The following is a 17524-nucleotide window of genomic DNA, read 5'->3' as shown; positions in this document are numbered from 1 at the left end:
TAAGCCGCCCCGCAGCGGGGTGGCGGACGCGTGCTAGCGTAGCGTAGGCACGTGGCCGACGCCACGATGCGGGGTCGGCTTGAACGAATTGTTAGGCCGTCCTCAACTACGCCGGATCAAAGAACTTGATCAAATCTGGATTTGCCATGGTCTGGGCAAGGCCGATCGGTGAAACGCCGTGGAAATTCTTCAAATCAGGGTCGGCGCCAGCATTGATGAGTAGGGCGATAAGACTACCTTTTCCGCCGGAATAGAAAACAGCATTTGAGAGAGGGCTGTTGCCATTCCGATCGACCGCGTTGATCTCAGCACCAGCTGAGAGCAGCGCTTCACTTACAGGAATTGAACTGGATTGAGTCGCGAAATGGAGCGGGGTGAAACCATTGTCATCTGTGGCCCGCGGATCTAAGCCAGAAGCAAGTAACCTAACGGTCTCTGCAAGGTCTCCGTTCAAGGCGGCGTAATGGAGCGCGGTTCGACCTGCTCGGTCAACGTCTGGGCGATCTTTCTTCATGGGGCCATCCTCCACACGATGTGAGGCCTAACGCCTGAGTTAAGCCGACCCTTGGCGGGGCGGCGGATGGGTGCAAGCGTAGCGTAAAGCACGCAGCCGACGCCACGACATGGGGTCGGCTTGGACGAACTGTTATGCGACCACCAGAAGCCCGGCGAAGTGAGAGTGTCCCCAGGGTTTGTTGGCGCAGACAATCGGGGGCCGGTTAACACAGGATGGAGCAAGGATGGTTGGCGGCCATGACTGGCCACCGAAGCCCAGGGCGCCGCCCATCCGGAGCGCAGACTCTCCGGTGCGAGCAGTTTCATCAAGCGGGTACCATCCGGCGCGAACAACTAACCGGAGCGCTGTCTCGCCGGAAGGCGAGCGGCGCGAACATTGAACTGACCAATGCGGGCTTTGCTTGGCTGCGGAACAGCGTGATGACTGATGAAGCAGCAGTTGCAGTGAACCCGCACAACACGCTGCTAGACCGCGCATAACGCCTGAGTTAAGCCGCCCCGCAGCGGGGCGGCGGACGCGTGCTAGCGTAGCGCAGGCACGTGGCCGACGCCACGATGCGGGGTCGGCTTGAACGAATTGTTAGGCCCGTATGGTGTCATTTCTGTGGTGGAATTATGGCGACGTTTGGAGAAAGTCCATCTTTGAAAACCCAGAGATGGTAAATATTTGCCGTGTCGGTCACATCTGACTCTCGGGGATAGATTTCAACTGCTACTACATCTTCTCCGACAATGCTATTTTTTATGTCTTGAAGAGTGCGCCATGACCGAATGAGCCCATTATCTAATCTTTTAATCGCCAGCCGGTAGTTGAAAGCACCATGATTAGTTATAAAAAACTTCTCAACAATGTATTCATTGTTATCGTCGGTATACACCGCATCAATATCGGAAGCTTCAGCTTGAGCTATCAGCGTGTGCAGGAGGTTTTCCGAGAAATTCATTCAAGTGCTTCCTTGACGTGATTCTTTGGACAGGGCCTAACGCCTGAGTTAAGCCGACCCGTGGCGGGGCGGCGGACGTGTGCAAGCGTAGCGTAAAGCACACGGCCGACGCCACGACATGGGGTCGGCTTGGACGAATCGTTATGCGACCACGCTCAGCCCGGCGAAGTGAGAGTGTTCCCAGGATTTGTTGGAGCAGATAATCGGGAGCCGGGCATCACTGGATGGGGCGATAACAGTCAGCGGCCATGACTGGTCACCGAAGTCCAGAGCGCCGCCCATCCGGAGCGCAGACCGCCCGGTGCGAATCGCTTCATCAAGCGAACACGCTACGGAGCGAACAACTACACGGAGCGCTGTCTCGCCGGAAGGCGAGCGGCGGCGAACACGGGGCTGACCAATGCGGGCTGTGCTTGGCTGCGGCACAGCATGATGACTGATGAAATTGCAGCGACTGTGAACCCACACAACCTACTGCTAGACCGCGTATAACGCCTGAGTTAAGCCGACCCGTGGCGGGGCGGCGGATGCGTGCAAGCGTAGCGTAAAGCATGCAGCCGACGCCACGACATGGGGTCGGCTTGAACGAATTGTTAGCTCTCAGAGTCGTATTAGCACACGATATTCAAACTGTTGATAGATTTCATCCTTGTCTCTTACAGTAATACTATTTTCTGAAAAAGTATCGCGGTATTTCTGATTTCTAGAGTCTGTAATGATTACTGCGTATTGAATTTTTTCTTTAAATATCTCACTAGGTGACATTATGCGTTTCTTAATTACTCCAGATTTGCCAGGATCAATACTTAGCGGGAGGAGGAGTTGAACATTTTCATCTTCGTCAACAGATAACTCAGGCTTAAAATAACTATGAGGTACAATGGACCCGTTAGGCGCGAACATGGTGAGCTGCATTGTTGGTTCTAGCGTTATGGTATTAGTCCCCGCATTATGAATCTTAAGCGCTACATCATATCCTGAAGGCGATATCACTGTTGTTGACGGTGACACTGTGAGAAGACCATAAATTATTGGGCTATCCCTAATTTTTGATTCATAGTACTGCCACGAGCTTAGCCCGGCTCCCCATATTCCGAATAAGAAAGATGCGAAAACCCCAATCGTTTGCCACCAGTCTGTTTTACTTTGTTTAGTTACACGATTCTCCAAAGAATCATCGCGCAGAAATCCTTCCTGCTCTTCTTCGTGTGCCATTATATAATTCCTGAGAGCTAACGCCTGAGTTAAGCCGACCCGTGGCGGGGCGGCGGACACGTGCAAGCGTAGCGCAAAAGCACGTGGCCGACGCCACGACACGGGGTCGGCTTGAACGAATTGTTAGGCGGGTGGGATGCCGACGGAGTTGAAGCCCTGGTGGACTTTCCGAAGGCCGAAGCGGGAGAGCATGAGCGCGCCCCGCGAACTTTCCGCCGGCCGTCTCCGAAGGAGCGGGTCCGGCGCAGGGAAACTAGCAGCAGACGAACATTGCTTCCGAAGCCGGTAAGCGCGACGCACATGTGAACGATGAGCGCGCCCTGCGGACTTGAAAGAAGCGGCAACGCGCCGATAGCCTGTCCGACGAGCACTGCCGACAGAAGCCGGTGAACAAAGTCCGTGAGCGGCACATTTGCAGAACGCTTTTCTGCCGCCTAACGCCTGAGTTAAGCCGACCCGTGGCGGGGCGGCGGACGCGTGCTAGCGTAGCGTAGGCACGCGGCCGACGCCACGACACGGGGTCGGCTTGAACGAATTGTTAGACCTGCAGCGGCAGGCTCAGGTCACGAATGCGCACCAGCACCTCATCATGCAATTCGTACTCGCCCGCCACTATCACATCCCTCCAATCTACCGCCAGCAATGCAGCGAGCTGTTTCAACTGCAGCAAACTGCCATGGCTTGCAAAAGCAGCGCACCGAACGAGGCGAGGATTGGGGACTGTACCGTCTTCGATGCGGGCTTGAGAGAGGATGGATAGCGCCTCCTCCCGCTGATCGAGTGGAAAGTTGCCCTCAATGAATGTTTTAACGTCGCTGGGTAGTTCCATGCAGGTCTAACGCCGGAGTTAAGCCGCGCCGAACGCGGCGGATGGGAGCCAGTATTGCCCGCATGCCGGGAAGTTTCAACGAAGCCACGACACGGCGTCGGCTTGAACGACTTGTTAGGCGGGAAGGAAGCCGGTGAGGGTGAAGCCCTGGCGTACTTGCCGAAAGGCCGAAGCCCGGATGCCTGAGCGCGCCCCGCGAACTTTCAGCTGGACCTGTCAGAAGTGACAGCATGTGGATCCGGCAACCTGGACGAAAGAAAGCGCAATTCCCGAAGCCGGTGAACGCAACGCATGAGATGTGTGAGCGCGCCAAGCGATGTCACCGAAGTGGCAACGCGACGAGAAAGTGTCCGAAGAGCACTGCAAACCGAAGCTGATGAACCGCAGTTGCGGACAACACAACTACAAAACGCTTTTCACCGCCTAACGCCGGAGTTAAGCCGCGCCGAACGCGGCGGTTGGGGGCCAGTATTGCTCGCATGCCAGTAAGTTTCAACGAAGCCACGACACGGCGTCGGCTTGAACGACTTGTTAGGCGGGAAGGAAGCCGGTGAAGGTGAAACCTTGGTGTGCTTGCCGAAAGACCGAAGCCCAGAGGCCTGAGCGCGCCCGGCGAACTTTCAGCCGGGAGTCTCCGAAGCGACTGCATCAGTGGCAGAGAGCTTAGCCGCGCGAATCACCGTTTCCGAAGCCGGTCAACGCAACGCATGTGAAGTGCGAGCGCGCCAAACGATGTCACCGAAGTAGGAGCGTGCCCAAAGAATGTCCGAAGAGCACTGCCAACCGAAGCCGATGAAGTGCAGTTGCGAACGACACAACTACAGAATGCTTTTCACCGCCTAACGCCTGAGTTAAGCCGCCCCGCAGCGGGGCGGCGGACGCGTGCTAGCGTAGCTTAGGCACGCGGCCGACGCCACGATGTGGGGTCGGCTTGAACGAATTGTTAGGTGCCATGCCGCGTATCCTGCGGCCAAGCAAAGCACCCACTGCACAGCCAAGTACGGGCATGGCGTACTCCCCTGCGAGTTGCACATACAAGTGCATGTCGGGGTAGAAGATGTAGTGTGTTCCAGCGACTAAACGATAGAGCGAGTATGCGAGGCCGAAGCTAGTGGCCCATATGAGTGGCCGATGGGTCCGCAGAAGGGCTGGAAAGCCAATGCCCACTGCCACAAAGAAGATGAAGTAAAAAGCCCAGACCAACAGGCTGTCACCAGCCATGAAGCCGAAGTATTCAGTGAAGATTCGATCGGCTAAGAAGGCATCAATCCACGCAAAGCTAGCAAGCGATGCAACTGCATATACCAATGGAAATGTAACTAGGCTTATGAGTAGATTGACGATGAACTTTCCCATGGCACCTAACGCCTGAGTTAAGCCGCCCCGTGGCGGGGCGACGGATGCGTGCTAGCGTAGCGTAGGCACGCGGCCGACGCCACGACACGGGGTCGGCTTGAACGAATTGTTAGGCAGCAGACCCGTGAAACCACTCTATGGCTTTGAAGGATTGAACAATCTCCATTTCATAGTGGATCCAGCAAGCGAATCCAGCGATCAGTGAGATAGCCAATGGATAAGCCGCATTATGGATGGCTGTTTTGTTGGGGTAGCCACGTGCAATGCCGAGTTGCCAGCAGTGTAGAGACCAAATCACTGAGACGATAACGCTTGCTGTTGGAAATATATGACCAACTGGATGTGGTAGCCATAGCTCGTAATTTGAGCACACGAAGAAACTCACTATGGCGTAAGTAGAAGCAGCTAAGACATTTGCCTTGTAAAGATTTGTCAGCATATAAGCGGACTCAATTTTGCTGCCTAACGCCGGAGTTAAGCCGCGCCGAACGCGGCGGATGTGAGCCAGTATTGCCCGCACGCTGGGAAGTTTCAACGAAGCCACGACACGGCGTCGGCTTGAACGACTTGTTAGGCGGGAAGGAAGCCGGGGAGGGTGAAACCCTGACGTACTTGCCGAAAGGCCGAAGCCAGGATGCCTGAGCGCGCCCCGCGAACTTTCATCTGGGCCTGTCAGAAGTGACAGCATGTGGAGCCGGCAAACTGGACGAAAGAAATCGCGGCTTCCGAAGCCGGTGAACGCAACGCATGCGATGTGTGAGCGCGCCCAGCGATGTCACCGAAGCCGCAACGTGCCGAGAACTTATCTGAAGAGTACTGCCAACCGAAGCCTATGAATTGCAGTTGCGGACAACACAGCTACAAAACGCTTTTCACCGCCTAACGCCGGAATTAAGCCGCGCCGAACGCGACGGATGGGAGCCAGTATTGCTTGCATGCCCGGAAGTTTCAACGAAGCGGAGACACGGCGTCGGCTTGAATGACTTGTTAGGCGGGAAGGAAGCCGGCGAGGGTGACGCTATGACGAACTTGCCGAAAGGCCGAAGACCAGATGCTTGAGTGCGCCCCGTGAATTTTCCGCCGGCCGTCACCGAAGCGACCGCATCTGGAGCGGACAAACCGAACGCAAGCCAATCATTGCCACCGACGCCGGTAAGCGCAACGCATGCAATGTATGAGCGCGCTGACGAATGTGACCGCAGGGTGAGCGGGCCGAGAGCCTGTCCGAAGAGCAATGCCAACCGAAGCCGAGCAGTTGAAGCACTGAAAATGCAACTGCGGAATGCTTTTTGCCGCCTAACGCCTGAGTTAAGCCGACCCGTGGCGGGGCGGCGACTGCGTGCTAGCGTAGCGTAGGCACGCGGGCGACGCCACGACACGGGGTCGGCTTGAACGAATTGTTAGGCGGCGGTGGATGCCGATGCTGACCGAGCCCCGACGCACTTGCCGAAAACGAAGTGGGAAGGCCCGGACGCGACCCGAGAAGTTTCAGTCGGGTGTCTCCGAAGCGATCGTGTCAGTCGCGGAACAGAGACCGCACTAACCACTGTTTCCGAAGCGGGAAACGCAACGTTTGCGAACCTTGAGCGCGCCTGACGAACTATCCGAAGGATTGCATGATTGCTGAATACAACAAGCGCAGCAGCCAAAGACGGTAACGGAGCGAAAATGAGCGGAGTGGCTGAGCTAGCAAAGCGCGGCTGAAAACGAATGTTTTTCTGCCGCCTAACGCCTGAGTTAAGCCGCCCCGCAGCGGGGCGGCGGACGCGTGCTAGCGTAGCGTACGCACGTGGCCGACGCCACGATGCGGGGTCGGCTTGAACGAATTGTTAGGGGGCACTCTATCCGCAGCCGACAAATGCCCCGCCATCTCCGTCCGACACCAGGCAAGTCTTTTTGCCTGCCCGCTGAAAAGTGTATACGTTTGGGCAAATAAATCCTGCACCATGCAAGGTCTTACGCTCAGTAGGATTGAGCAACTTTTTGGCCGCGAGCACAACGTCATATGAGTTTGAACACCTAACTACGATGAAGGTTGTCAGCACAAAGGTAAGTAGCATGCCGATTGGGGTAATAAAGAGTATGGTCAGGATCGGCAGTTTGCCTTTAATGGCTGCGACGACAACAGCAACGCCCACGACAATTGGGATCGTGACGATTGCCAGATAGCCAAGACCATAGTGAAACGGCACTGTGCCCCCTAACGCCTGAGTTAAGCCGCCCTGTGGCGGGGCGGCGGACACGTGCAAGCGTAGCGCATAGCACGTGGCCGACGCCACGACACGGGGTCGGCTTGAACGAATTGTTAGCCCTCAGCCGAAGATGAAAAATTGCCGAAATTAAAGCCAGATACATCAGATAGCTTGATCCGGCATTGAATTGATCCAGTTGACGGAAGTGGGCCTTGGCCGGGAGATAAATATCGCGCATCGCGCAAATGTATGTACTCGCGCTTTCCGTCATCTTCAGGCTCAGGAGTATTATCCTCTTCTGGTATTGATTCCATTAGCTTTTTTATGTGCGCAGTAAGTGTGTTCTGTTCTACATATTTCTTTTTACTGATTATGTGGCCTGTTACAAGCAATCCACCGACAATCAGAGTAATCGGCATTTCCAGGGCATCATCGCCTTCCGAAAATCTGACAATTATTTCAAGTAGTCCATCGCGCATATATTTTCTCCTGAGGGCTAACGCCTGAGTTAAGCCGCCCCGTGGCGGGGCGGCGGACACGTGCAAGCGTAGCGCAAAAGCGCGTGGCCGACGCCACGACACGGGGTCGGCTTGAACGAATTGTTAGGCCGCAAGCTCTGACGATAGCCGATGGAGCTCTTGACAATGACCCGGTGGAAGCATATAAACACAATTACATACACACATACATCAGGCGAACCGATGGCAGGAAAACGATGCCCCAAGTGCGACGAGCAGACCTTTTTTGAGACGTCGACTGGGAGAAAGTGTACGAAATGTAGCTACGAGATGAAGCTTCCGGCGAATGGCGGTAAGGGTGGCCGAGGCTCGAAGTGTGCAAACTGCAATAAGTTGACCGTTTTTAGTGGGAAGTGCCGAAACTGCAGCGCTACATATAGCTAATACAACGTTATCTTCAGAGGATCGGATGATGGATTCATGGTGCAGCCGGGTACGGGCAAAGAGCGGAAAGATTGTTAGCGGCGGCGCAGCACGTAACGTGCGTATTTCGGACGCTGGGGGCATGGACAACATCATTGAGCAGGCAGCCCGTGATGCAGCACGCCGAGCTTTGGAGCTCGCGGATATCAAGGCCAATCAACGCCAAGTGCGGCCGAAGCTTCGGCTAGTAGCATAGCTGCATGGGCACCATGTCTCGACTCTCGGAAAGTGCCAGCTTTTTTGCGGCCTAACGCTTAGTCGACCCCATATTTGGGGCGGTATTGAGATGCTCGCTCTTTCCCTGGCGCCCGTCAACAGCGAAACCAGGAAAGGAATCAATTGGTTACAGCGGCTTGCCCCGAGAAGTAGGGCGCGAAGTGAAATGCTATGTCCGCTGAAGAGGGTGACAACTGATACCGCCTCGCTTTTAGGTCGGTAATTGCGAACTTTCCTAGGCGCCTAACGCCTGAGTTAAGCCGCCCCGTGGCGGGGCGGCGGTTGCGTGCAAGCGTAGCGCAAAGCACGCAGCCGACGCCACGACGCGGGGTCGGCTTGAACGAATTGTTAGGCGGCGCGACCTGAATATTGAAACCTACAGCTTTGTAAAGCTAACTGATTTAATTATCAAATTCAGCTTTTTCTCTAGGTCATGTGCCTCACTCATACTTGTCCCTGAAGCCAAGTGAAGGGACATAAATCCAGGCTCAAGAATATCCAGTTCACCTTCTGTCGGTTCAAGCATCAACGAAATTGGAGCGTCATCTTTGCCTGAGGCAGTTGGTTGACCTTCCTTGACCGTGAATCTGTATTTTGCATTTTGCGTACTTGCCATCGCGAAGCTCCATTTGGATGAATAGTTGGCGCGAGGCAGAACTAGATTAGCCGCCTAACGCCTGAGTTAAGCCGACCCGTGGCGGGGCGGCGGACACGTGCAAGCGTAGCGCATAGCACGTGGCCGACGCCACGACGCGGGGTCGGCTTGAACGAATTGTTAGGCGGGTGGGATGCTGATGGCGATGAAGCCCAGGCGGACTTGCCGAAAGACGAAGCGGGAAGGCCCGGACGCGCACCTGAGAACTTTCAGCCGGGTGTCTCCGAAGCGACCGTGTCAGTCGCGGAACACAGACCGCACCAACCACAGTTTCCGAAGCGGGAAAAGGTAACGCTTGCGAACCTTGAGCGCGCCAGACGAACGATCCGAAGCATTGCATGATTGCTGAATACAGCAAGCGCAGCAGCCAAAGACGGTGACGGAGCGAAAATGAGCGAAGCGGCTGAGCAGGCAAAGTGCGGCTGAAAACGAATGTTTTTCTGCCGCCTAACGCCTGAGTTAAGCCGACCCATGGCGGGGCGGCGGACGTGTGCAAGCGTAGCGTAAAGCACATGGCCGACGCCACGACATGGGGTCGGCTTGAACGAATTGTTAGGCGCAACTCTACTCGCCAGGAATTACATGTGTAACTCCTGTAGAGCGATCAACGACAACTACAAACTGGTTGCCAAGTGCAGGCACAGGTTTCTTAAGAAAGAGGAACATCCATTTCTTCTTGTCTTGACTCAATTCTTCGGCAAAGTCTGAAAGCATATACTCATCTATGTCATAGCCATGCTTTTTGGCAGCACTATGAGCAATTTTCAGTGCGTCTTCTCGGGTAATTTCTCTATTGAGGCGGCGATCGCATCCGACGAGGGATACGATTAAGAGCAGGATTAGAAATATCAGTCGCATGATTGCGCCTAACGCCTGAGTTAAGCCGACCCGTGGCGGGGCGGCGGACGCGTGCTAGCGTAGCGCAGGCACGTGGCCGACGCCACGATGCGGGGTCGGCTTGAACGAATTGTTAGGCGCGCGCCTAGACACTGTGAAGAATTGACGCACGTTGCTGCTCATACTCGGTGTCCGTGATTAACCCCTTGTCCTTGAGGTCAGTGATTTCTTGCAAGCGAGATTCAACTGATGAGCGCGCGGAAGCAGGAAGAGGTGGCGGTGCTGCTGCCGATGCTGGAGCAACTGGGCGCGTTGAAGCGCGGACTACCAGCCAAATGATCAAGCCGATTGCACCTGGAATGCCTACAATGAATAACACGACGATCCAGTGCCATATGCTGAAGCTACCCATGTTTTTCTCCCTTTTCGGCAGCAGTAGGTAAGCGCCTAACGCCTGAGTTAAGCCGCCCCGTGGCGGGGCGGCGGATGCGTGCAAGCGTAGCGTAAAGCACGTAGCCGACGCCACGACACGGGGTCGGCTTGAACGAATTGTTAGCCTGCGTCGACAATGCCGAACTTTGCTTGCAGTTCACTTAGTGCATACACGCGAGCTACTGTTGGAACTGCGGACTCATCAGCAACTGCGGTGAGACGTTTCAATGTTGGTTCAATGTCAGTAGTACGGTCAACTACAGCAACTAGAACTATATTAACGCTCTTCCAATTATTACTGGCGACATAGGATTGGAGGCGGTGCAATGCTTGCTGTAGCAACGCTTTTGGCGGTGATTTTGATACGTACTTAATCTCAACAATGTTGAGTCTATTATTTAGCACGAACGCGCCGTCGAATCCTTCATCATGTCCGCCTGTAACCTGTCTGCTGATTGGTTGGCCGAATTCTGCTTGGACCGCGCGGAGCGCGAGATCCTCTGCCTGAAAATGCTGCGCGCGGAACTCAGGTGTCGGCGTGGGTGTCTGTGCAGGTGCTGTGATGGGCTGTACTTCATCTTGTGGTTCTGGCAGTGCCAAAGCGTGAGCTACTTCATTTGCCTCCGCAATCTCTTTGTTGGCACGTGCGGCTTGCTCTGGAGGGGGAAGGGATTGCATGGACTTTACTGAGAATGGGCCTGCAGTAACATCACTGCCAGCCTTGATTCTCTCTGTGAGCGCCTCCAAGAGCCCATGTATGGGCTTTTGGAAACGGTATGCAATCCCGCCGATCAATCCGACCCATAGGATGGTTTGTAGTAGTGGTGACCAGTGCTCCATTTCTCCCTCGCAGGCTAACGCCGGAGTTAAGCCGCGCCGAACGCGGCGGATGGGAGCCAGTATTGCCCGCATGCCCGTAAGTTTCAACGAAGCCACGACACGGCGTCGGCTTGAACGACTTGTTAGGCGGCCGAGGCGTCGCGGAGCGGCCAACTGCCCGAGCCACGGTTGAATTGTGCGCTGCCGAACGCCGAAGCCCAGTTGTCTGAGCGCGCACAGCGAACTTTCAGCCGGATCTATCCGAAGCGGACCATCTGGAGCGACTGACCCGACCGTAAGCCGATCGTTGCTTCCGAAGTCAGCAAACGCAACACATGCGAAACATGAGCGCGCCCAGTGAAGTATCCGAAGGAAAGCGTGATAGCCCAGAAGCCACAAGCGCAGTAGTGGAAGGCAGCAACGGCGCTGAAATGAGCGGAGCCGAGAACGGACTAAAGCAGCACTGCTGGTAGAAAGCTTTTGCCGCCTAACGCCTGAGTTAAGCCGCCCCGTGGCGGGGCGGCGGACACGTGCAAGCGTAGCGCATAGCACGTGGCCGATGCCACGACATGGGGTCGGCTTGAACGAATTGTTAGGCGGCGGTGGACGCCGATGCGAATCGAGCGCTGGCGCCCTTGCCGAAGAACCGAAGCCGGAATGCTTGAGCGCGCCCCGTGAACTTTCCGCCGGCTGCTTCCGAAGCAGAGCGTCCGGAGCCAGCAACCGCTCCGAAAGGCAATCATCGTTGCCGAAGCGGACAAGCGCAACGCATGAGATATGTGAGCGCGCCTTGCGAACTTGCCGAAGCAATGCATAGACACTGACAACAACAAGCGCAGCGGTTGAAAACGGCGGCCGGCCTGAAATGACCGGAGCAGCGAGCAGGACGATCGCGGTGAACTGCGTAAGGATTACTGCCGCCTAACGCCTGAGTTAAGCCGACCCGTGGCGGGGCGGCGGACACGTGCAAGCGTAGCGCATAGCACGTGGCCGACGCCACGACACGGGGTCGGCTTGGACGAATCGTTATGCGACCACGCTCAGCCCGGCGAAGTGAGACAGTCCCCAGGATTTGTTGGAGAAGACAATCGGGAGCCGGGAAGCACAGCATGGAGCGAGGATGGTTGGCGGCCAGGACCTGCCACCGAAGCCAAGAGCGCCGCCCATCCGGAGCGCAGACTGTCCGGTGCGAATGGCTTCATCAAGCGGATGCGTTCCGGAGCGAACAACTCACCGGAGCGCTGTCTCGCCGGGAGGCGAGCGGTGCGAGCGGAATACTCACCAATGCGAGCTGTGCTTGGCTGCGGTGCAGTGTGATAACTGAGGAAGTGGCAGCGACTGCAAGCCATACAGCCCACTGCTAGACCGCGTATAACGCCTGAGTTAAGCCGCCCCGTGGCGGGGCGGCGGATGCGTGCAAGCGTAGCGTAAAGCACGCAGCCGACGCCACGACATGGGGTCGGCTTGAACGAATTGTTAGGGGTCAATAGTAGCGGCACCCGGACGCGGGCAGCTTTTTGATTGCAGGAGCTAAGACATTGATAACAGCATTGAAAGTCTCAGCGATTTGCGGTGGAGGGGAGCCGTCCGACATGGTACTGCAATCCCAATTAACGCGATGATGTTGTCCACGATGATAGATGTCTAGCGAGTATTCAGCGCATGGCGCAGTGACAGTTATTGTGTCATCTGGCGCAGAAACAGCATCTATGTACCTAGGTAGTCTAAAGAAATCCGTGCTCTCGGCGAGGTGGCCAATTTTTGTGAGCTGTTCTTGTGCGAGATGAAATTTAACTATGAAAGCATCCGTAGTGCACATGTCACGGGAAAGAATGCCAGATGAGCTTGAGTATGCATCGTTATAGCCAATAAGCACATCAATTGCAGTTTGATTTGTATGATGGCTGCTGGTGGCACAGCCGCTGAGAAGCAATAAAAAAACTGCAAGTTGCGGTGATGCCATTTTTGACCCCTAACGCCTGAGTTAAGCCGCCCCGCAGCGGGGCGGCGACTGCGTGCTAGCGTAGCGCAGGCACGCTGGCGACGCCACGATGCGGGGTCGGCTTGAACGAATTGTTAGGCCCCACTCGGCGGCGCTGAGATGTGATCATTGGCTAACTCATACGCATGGAGGAACTTGTAAAGCTCGTCGACGAGCTGGCGGTCACCAAACGCCTTTGCGATAACGACAGTGGCCATAAGGCCCCTATATAAGTAATTCTCAGCTTCTTGCGCCCACGTAGCAACGCGCGGAGTTCCGAGCATTCCAGTGAGATGGAAGTGAGGCGGGTCGCCGCCGTACATGTCCATTACATTCTCGGAAGCCGCATGCACGTACCCCGAGTAAGCAGTGCTGACGCTTTCCCCAGCGGCCAACGCCTGGGAGACGTTCACCCCATCTCCGAGCGTGTTCATCGTGTGTGCGCGAATCTTCTTGCGCGGAACCAAATTGGGCTTCGGTACTTCTAGGCTTCCCTGTGGCCGAGAGAAGACAGCCTCCGCATAAAAGGCATTAAGATACTGGTCGTGGCGCTCGGTCTTTGCTCCGTTCGTTTCGGCGCTCGCCAAGAAGAAGATATCTTCCTGAATTTCGTCCAAGGTACGGAAAAGAACGCCAGCCTCTTGGAAGTAACCGGATTCGAGTAGCACTGCGACTGCGTTTAAGCCGCTGATGCTCCTCGCAAGCTTTTGAACCAGAGCTTCGTGAATGCCTTTGTTCGTATAACGGAAGACAAATGAATCGCGATGAGGCACTCGTTCGGGTGGCGTGAGGGAGCGCTCCATGTGCTGGAATGCTCTAGTCATCGCTTCCATTGCTTCAGCTTGCATGAGGGGCATCTTGTGGGGCCTAACGCCTGAGTTAAGCCGCGCCGCAGCGGGGTGGCGGACGCGTGCTAGCGTAGCGCAGGCACGTGGCCGACGCCACGATGCGGGGTCGGCTTGAACGAATTGTTAGCCCTTCACTGGCCAGCAATAATCTCTATGTCGGCGAAAACATTTCCTCGCTTAACCTTGAGGCGAATTTTCTGACCGATTTCTATACTCTTGAACTGGTCTGCCATTTCTCGCGCATCAGCTCCGGCTGTCAAACGGTCGTTTACTGCTGTGATGTAATCACCTGACCTTAAGCCTGCGGCGGCAGCCGGTGATTTAGGACGAACTATAGTTACCTTCAGACTTTCAAGCACCGGACTGATGAAGCCAGATGTTGATGCTTCAGTTGCGAAGCCTAGCTTGCCTTTTGCAGCCAATGCGGTGCTTGCAATTGCTAGAAGTATCACGGCAGCCGCAGTCTTTGCGGTTCTATTTAACGTCATTGGTATCTCTCGCTGAAGGGCTAACGCCTGAGTTAAGCCGCCCCGTGGCGGGGCGGCAGACGCGTGCAAGCGTAGCGTAAAAGCACGCGGCTGACGCCACGACGCGGGGTCGGCTTGAACGAATTGTTAGGCGGGTGGGATGCCGGTAGACGTGAAACCCCGGCGCCCTTGCCGAAAGCCGAAGCGGGAAGGTCTGAGCGCGCCCCGTGAACTTTCCGCCGGCCGTCTCCGAAGGAGCGGGTCCGGCGTGGGGAAACTAACCGATGAGGCTCGTTGCTTCCGAAGTCGGCAAGCGCAACGCACATGTGAAGCTGTGAGCGCGCCCTGCAGACTTGAACGAAGTGGCAACGCGCCGACAGTCTTTCCGAAAAGAAGTACCCACCGAAGCAGGTGAATCAACTCTGTGAGCGACACATTTGCAGAAAGCTTTTCTGCCGCCTAACGCCTGAGTTAAGCCGCCCCGTGGCGGGGCGGCGGACGTGTGCAAGCGTAGCGTAAAGCACACGGCCGACGCCACGACATGGGGTCGGCTTGGACGAATCGTTATGCGACCACGCTCAGCCCGGCGAAGTGAGAGTGTTCCCAGGATTTGTTGGAGCAGATAATCGGGAGCCGGGCATCACTGGATGGGGCGATAACAGTCAGCGGCCATGACTGGTCACCGAAGTCCAGAGCGCCGCCCATCCGGAGCGCAGACCGCCCGGTGCGAATCGCTTCATCAAGCGAACACGCTACGGAGCGAACAACTACACGGAGCGCTGTCTCGCCGGAAGGCGAGCGGCGCGAACACGGGGCTGACCAATGCGGGCTGTGCTTGGCTGCGGCACAGCATGATGACTGATGAAATTGCAGCGACTGTGAACCCACACAACCTACTGCTAGACCGCGTATAACGCCTGAGTTAAGCCGACCCGCGACGGGGCGGCAGACGTGTGCAAGCGTAGCGCAAAGCACACGGCTGATGCCACGACGCGGGGTCGGCTTGAACGAATTGTTAGGCGGGTGGGATGCCGATGAAGTTGAAGCCCTGGCGAACTTGCCGAAAGCTGAAGCGGGAGAGTATGAGCGCGCCCCGCAAACTTTCAGCTGGACCTGTCAGAAGTGACAGTCTGCGTAGCCGATAAACCGAACGAAAGAAAGCGCTGATGCCGAAGCCGGTGAACGCAACGCATGTGATGTGTGAGCGCGCCCTGCGGACTTGGACGAAGCGGTAACGCGCCGGCAGCCTTTCCGATATGAAGCACCAACCGAAGCCGGTGAACAAAGCCTGTGTACGGCACATTTGCAGAACGCTTTTCTGCCGCCTAACGCCTGAGTTAAGCCGCCCCGCAGCGGGGTGGCGGACGCGTGCTAGCGTAGCGCAGGCACGTGGCCGACGCCACGATGCGGGGTCGGCTTGAACGAATTGTTAGCTACCTACAAGTGAAGTCTCCAGCGACGTCACTAAAGTAGCCGCGCTTCTGGGTGAAGTTTGGACAGAAGCGCTGTGATACAACAAGTATAGGTTCTGGGCTATGAACGATTTGAACCTTTCTTCCTTGGCATTGCTCTTTGGCGAGCATTTTCCACAGAGCAACCACTGCGGGGATCTCGCCATTTGGAGTTGGGCAGTTGTTGCGAGGAGAAATCATCAGCTGATACGAAGCGGCTGGGTCGGGCGATGCGTGCAAAGTGAAGCTCACCGCATCTCGTCTAGCAGGCGTTGCACATGAAGACGCGAGGAATGCGAGCATTAAGATGAATTTGCAGCGCACTATCATAGGTAGCTAACGCCTGAGTTAAGCCGCCCCGCAGCGGGCGGCGGACGCGTGCTAGCGTAGCGCGCAGGCACGTGGCCGACGCCACGATGCGGGGTCGGCTTGAACGAATTGTTAGCCATCAGTTGGTTACTGGGACTTTATGTTCTTGTTCACCGATCCGGTAATGCAGATAGCTACCTTTTGGTGCGCCTAGTTCCTTGAGCTTCTTTGCGACAATAAGAGCATTTACTGCTGGGTCTTTAAGATCGAAGTTGACGTCAACTCGATTAGGTTCTCCGTTTGGCCCTGGCGAGGATCCGCCACCGGTCACCTCACCAATTTCTCGTTCAGTCAAGAATGAATTTAAGGGATCGCCGTACTTTTTCCTCTTGCAATAGGCATGATCGATTCGTTGATACTTGCCGTTACAACATGTTTGTATTTGTCGGATCATTTGAAGAACATGCGATAGAGCTTTTAGTGCCAGCAGGGAAGATGTGACGAATCTTTCATGATGGCTAACGCCGGAGTTAAGCCGCGCCGAACGCGGCGGTTGGTAGCAAGTATTGCCTGCATGCCTGGAAGTTTCAACGAAGCCACGACACGGCGTCGGCTTGAACGACTTGTTAGGCGGGAAGGAAGCCGGGGAGAGGAAGCTCTGGCGTACTTGCCGAAAGGCCGAAGACCAGGTGCCTGAGCGCGCCCGGCGAACTTTCAGCCGGGCGTCTGCGAAGCGACTGCATCAGTTGCAGACAGCTTGGCCGCGCGAATCACTGCTTCCGAAGCCGGGCAACGTAACGCATGCGAAGTGTGAGCGCGCAAGGCGATGTCACCGAAGTGGAAACGTGCCCAGAGATTGTCCGCAGAGCACTGCCGAACGAAGCCATTGAACTGCAGGTGCGGGCGACACAACTACAGAACGCTTTTCACCGCCTAACGCCGGAGTTAAGCCGCGCCGAACGCGGCGGATGGGAGCCAGTATTGCCCGCAGACCAGGAAGTTTCAACGAAGCCACGACACGGCGTCGGCTTGAACGACTTGTTAGGCGGGAAGGAAGCCGGTGAAGTGAAGCCTTGGCGTACTTGCCGAAAGGCCGAAGCCTGGATGCCCGGAAGCGCGCCCCGGCGAAGCTTTTGAGCCAGTTGTCTCCGAAGCGACCGCATCAGTGGCAGACAGATAGGCCGCGCCTATCACCGTTTCCGAAGCCGGGCAACGAAACGCATGTGATGTGGACATAGCGCCAAGCGATGTCACCGAAGTGGCAACGCGCCGAGAATCTGTCCGAAAGAAGCACCTACCGAAGCCGGTGAATCAAGCCTTGAGCTGCGCATTTGCAGAAAGTTTTTCATAGGCCTAACGCCGGAGTTAAGCCGCGCCGAACGCGGCGGTAGGGTGCCAGTATTGCCCGCAGACCCGGAAGTTTCAACGAAGCCACGACACGGCGTCGGCTTGAACGACTTGTTAGGCGGGAAGGAAGCCGGGAGGGTGAAACCACCACAAACTTGCCGAAAGGCCG

General features: G+C 56.1%; 15 protein-coding genes. All 15 read right to left on the bottom strand.

Features of this window, described 5'->3' with window-relative positions:
* Positions 1-106: 106 nt before the first annotated feature.
* Positions 107-514 carry an ankyrin repeat domain-containing protein gene (locus HOP03_00075; GenBank protein ID NOT86558.1) on the bottom strand — a complete coding sequence of 136 codons (408 nt, stop codon included), beginning with the start codon at positions 512-514 and terminating at the stop codon, positions 107-109.
* A gap of 598 nt (positions 515-1112) precedes the next feature.
* Positions 1113-1460, bottom strand: coding sequence for a hypothetical protein (locus HOP03_00070; protein ID NOT86557.1), 348 nt, complete (start codon positions 1458-1460; stop codon positions 1113-1115).
* Between the two features lie 600 nt (positions 1461-2060).
* Positions 2061-2675, bottom strand: coding sequence for a hypothetical protein (locus HOP03_00065; protein ID NOT86556.1), 615 nt, complete (start codon positions 2673-2675; stop codon positions 2061-2063).
* 538 nt (positions 2676-3213) lie between these two features.
* Positions 3214-3504, bottom strand: coding sequence for a hypothetical protein (locus HOP03_00060; protein NOT86555.1), 291 nt, complete (start codon positions 3502-3504; stop codon positions 3214-3216).
* A gap of 885 nt (positions 3505-4389) precedes the next feature.
* Positions 4390-4860: a hypothetical protein gene (locus HOP03_00055; GenBank protein NOT86554.1), complete on the bottom strand. Its 471-nt coding sequence runs from the start codon at positions 4858-4860 to the stop codon at positions 4390-4392.
* 109 nt (positions 4861-4969) lie between these two features.
* Positions 4970-5404 carry a hypothetical protein gene (locus tag HOP03_00050; GenBank protein NOT86553.1) on the bottom strand — a complete coding sequence of 145 codons (435 nt, stop codon included), beginning with the start codon at positions 5402-5404 and terminating at the stop codon, positions 4970-4972.
* A gap of 1297 nt (positions 5405-6701) precedes the next feature.
* On the bottom strand, positions 6702-7103 hold the full coding sequence (locus HOP03_00045) for a hypothetical protein (protein NOT86552.1): 402 nt from the start codon (positions 7101-7103) through the stop codon (positions 6702-6704).
* 62 nt (positions 7104-7165) lie between these two features.
* The gene (locus tag HOP03_00040; protein NOT86551.1) at positions 7166-7531 is read right to left on the bottom strand and encodes a hypothetical protein; all 366 of its coding nucleotides are present in this window, start codon (positions 7529-7531) and stop codon (positions 7166-7168) included.
* Positions 7532-8585: 1054 nt separating this feature from the next.
* Positions 8586-8825, bottom strand: a complete 240-nt coding sequence (locus HOP03_00035) for a hypothetical protein (protein ID NOT86550.1) — start codon at positions 8823-8825, stop codon at positions 8586-8588.
* A gap of 603 nt (positions 8826-9428) precedes the next feature.
* Positions 9429-9722: a hypothetical protein gene (locus HOP03_00030; GenBank protein NOT86549.1), complete on the bottom strand. Its 294-nt coding sequence runs from the start codon at positions 9720-9722 to the stop codon at positions 9429-9431.
* Positions 9723-10253: 531 nt separating this feature from the next.
* Positions 10254-11069: a hypothetical protein gene (locus HOP03_00025; GenBank protein NOT86548.1), complete on the bottom strand. Its 816-nt coding sequence runs from the start codon at positions 11067-11069 to the stop codon at positions 10254-10256.
* A 1366-nt stretch (positions 11070-12435) separates the two neighbouring features.
* Complete coding sequence (locus tag HOP03_00020) at positions 12436-12915, bottom strand: hypothetical protein (GenBank protein ID NOT86547.1); 480 nt, start codon at positions 12913-12915, stop codon at positions 12436-12438.
* Positions 12916-13028: 113 nt separating this feature from the next.
* Complete coding sequence (locus HOP03_00015) at positions 13029-13781, bottom strand: hypothetical protein (protein ID NOT86546.1); 753 nt, start codon at positions 13779-13781, stop codon at positions 13029-13031.
* A gap of 131 nt (positions 13782-13912) precedes the next feature.
* Positions 13913-14269: a PDZ domain-containing protein gene (locus HOP03_00010; GenBank protein ID NOT86545.1), complete on the bottom strand. Its 357-nt coding sequence runs from the start codon at positions 14267-14269 to the stop codon at positions 13913-13915.
* A gap of 1878 nt (positions 14270-16147) precedes the next feature.
* Positions 16148-16363: a hypothetical protein gene (locus HOP03_00005; protein ID NOT86544.1), complete on the bottom strand. Its 216-nt coding sequence runs from the start codon at positions 16361-16363 to the stop codon at positions 16148-16150.
* Positions 16364-17524 lie beyond the last annotated feature (1161 nt).

It is taken from the genome of Lysobacter sp. (assembly GCA_013141175.1).
Lineage (GTDB): Bacteria > Pseudomonadota > Gammaproteobacteria > Xanthomonadales > Xanthomonadaceae > Lysobacter_I.
The sequence above is the reverse complement of the archived record's forward strand: the minus strand, read 5'-3'. Positions and strand labels throughout refer to the sequence as shown.

What these genes read in the sequence shown, in the direction of transcription:
- HOP03_00055 (NOT86554.1), bottom strand. Translation starts at nt 4,860, where the DNA reads ATGGGAAAGTTCATCGTCAATCTACTCATAAGCCTAGTTACATTTCCA.
- HOP03_00060 (NOT86555.1), bottom strand. Translation starts at nt 3,504, where the DNA reads ATGGAACTACCCAGCGACGTTAAAACATTCATTGAGGGCAACTTTCCA.
- HOP03_00075 (NOT86558.1), bottom strand. Translation starts at nt 514, where the DNA reads ATGAAGAAAGATCGCCCAGACGTTGACCGAGCAGGTCGAACCGCGCTC.
- HOP03_00035 (NOT86550.1), bottom strand. Translation starts at nt 8,825, where the DNA reads ATGGCAAGTACGCAAAATGCAAAATACAGATTCACGGTCAAGGAAGGT.
- HOP03_00070 (NOT86557.1), bottom strand. Translation starts at nt 1,460, where the DNA reads ATGAATTTCTCGGAAAACCTCCTGCACACGCTGATAGCTCAAGCTGAA.
- HOP03_00065 (NOT86556.1), bottom strand. Translation starts at nt 2,675, where the DNA reads ATGGCACACGAAGAAGAGCAGGAAGGATTTCTGCGCGATGATTCTTTG.
- HOP03_00040 (NOT86551.1), bottom strand. Translation starts at nt 7,531, where the DNA reads ATGCGCGATGGACTACTTGAAATAATTGTCAGATTTTCGGAAGGCGAT.
- HOP03_00015 (NOT86546.1), bottom strand. Translation starts at nt 13,781, where the DNA reads ATGCAAGCTGAAGCAATGGAAGCGATGACTAGAGCATTCCAGCACATG.
- HOP03_00010 (NOT86545.1), bottom strand. Translation starts at nt 14,269, where the DNA reads ATGACGTTAAATAGAACCGCAAAGACTGCGGCTGCCGTGATACTTCTA.
- HOP03_00020 (NOT86547.1), bottom strand. Translation starts at nt 12,915, where the DNA reads ATGGCATCACCGCAACTTGCAGTTTTTTTATTGCTTCTCAGCGGCTGT.
- HOP03_00030 (NOT86549.1), bottom strand. Translation starts at nt 9,722, where the DNA reads ATGCGACTGATATTTCTAATCCTGCTCTTAATCGTATCCCTCGTCGGA.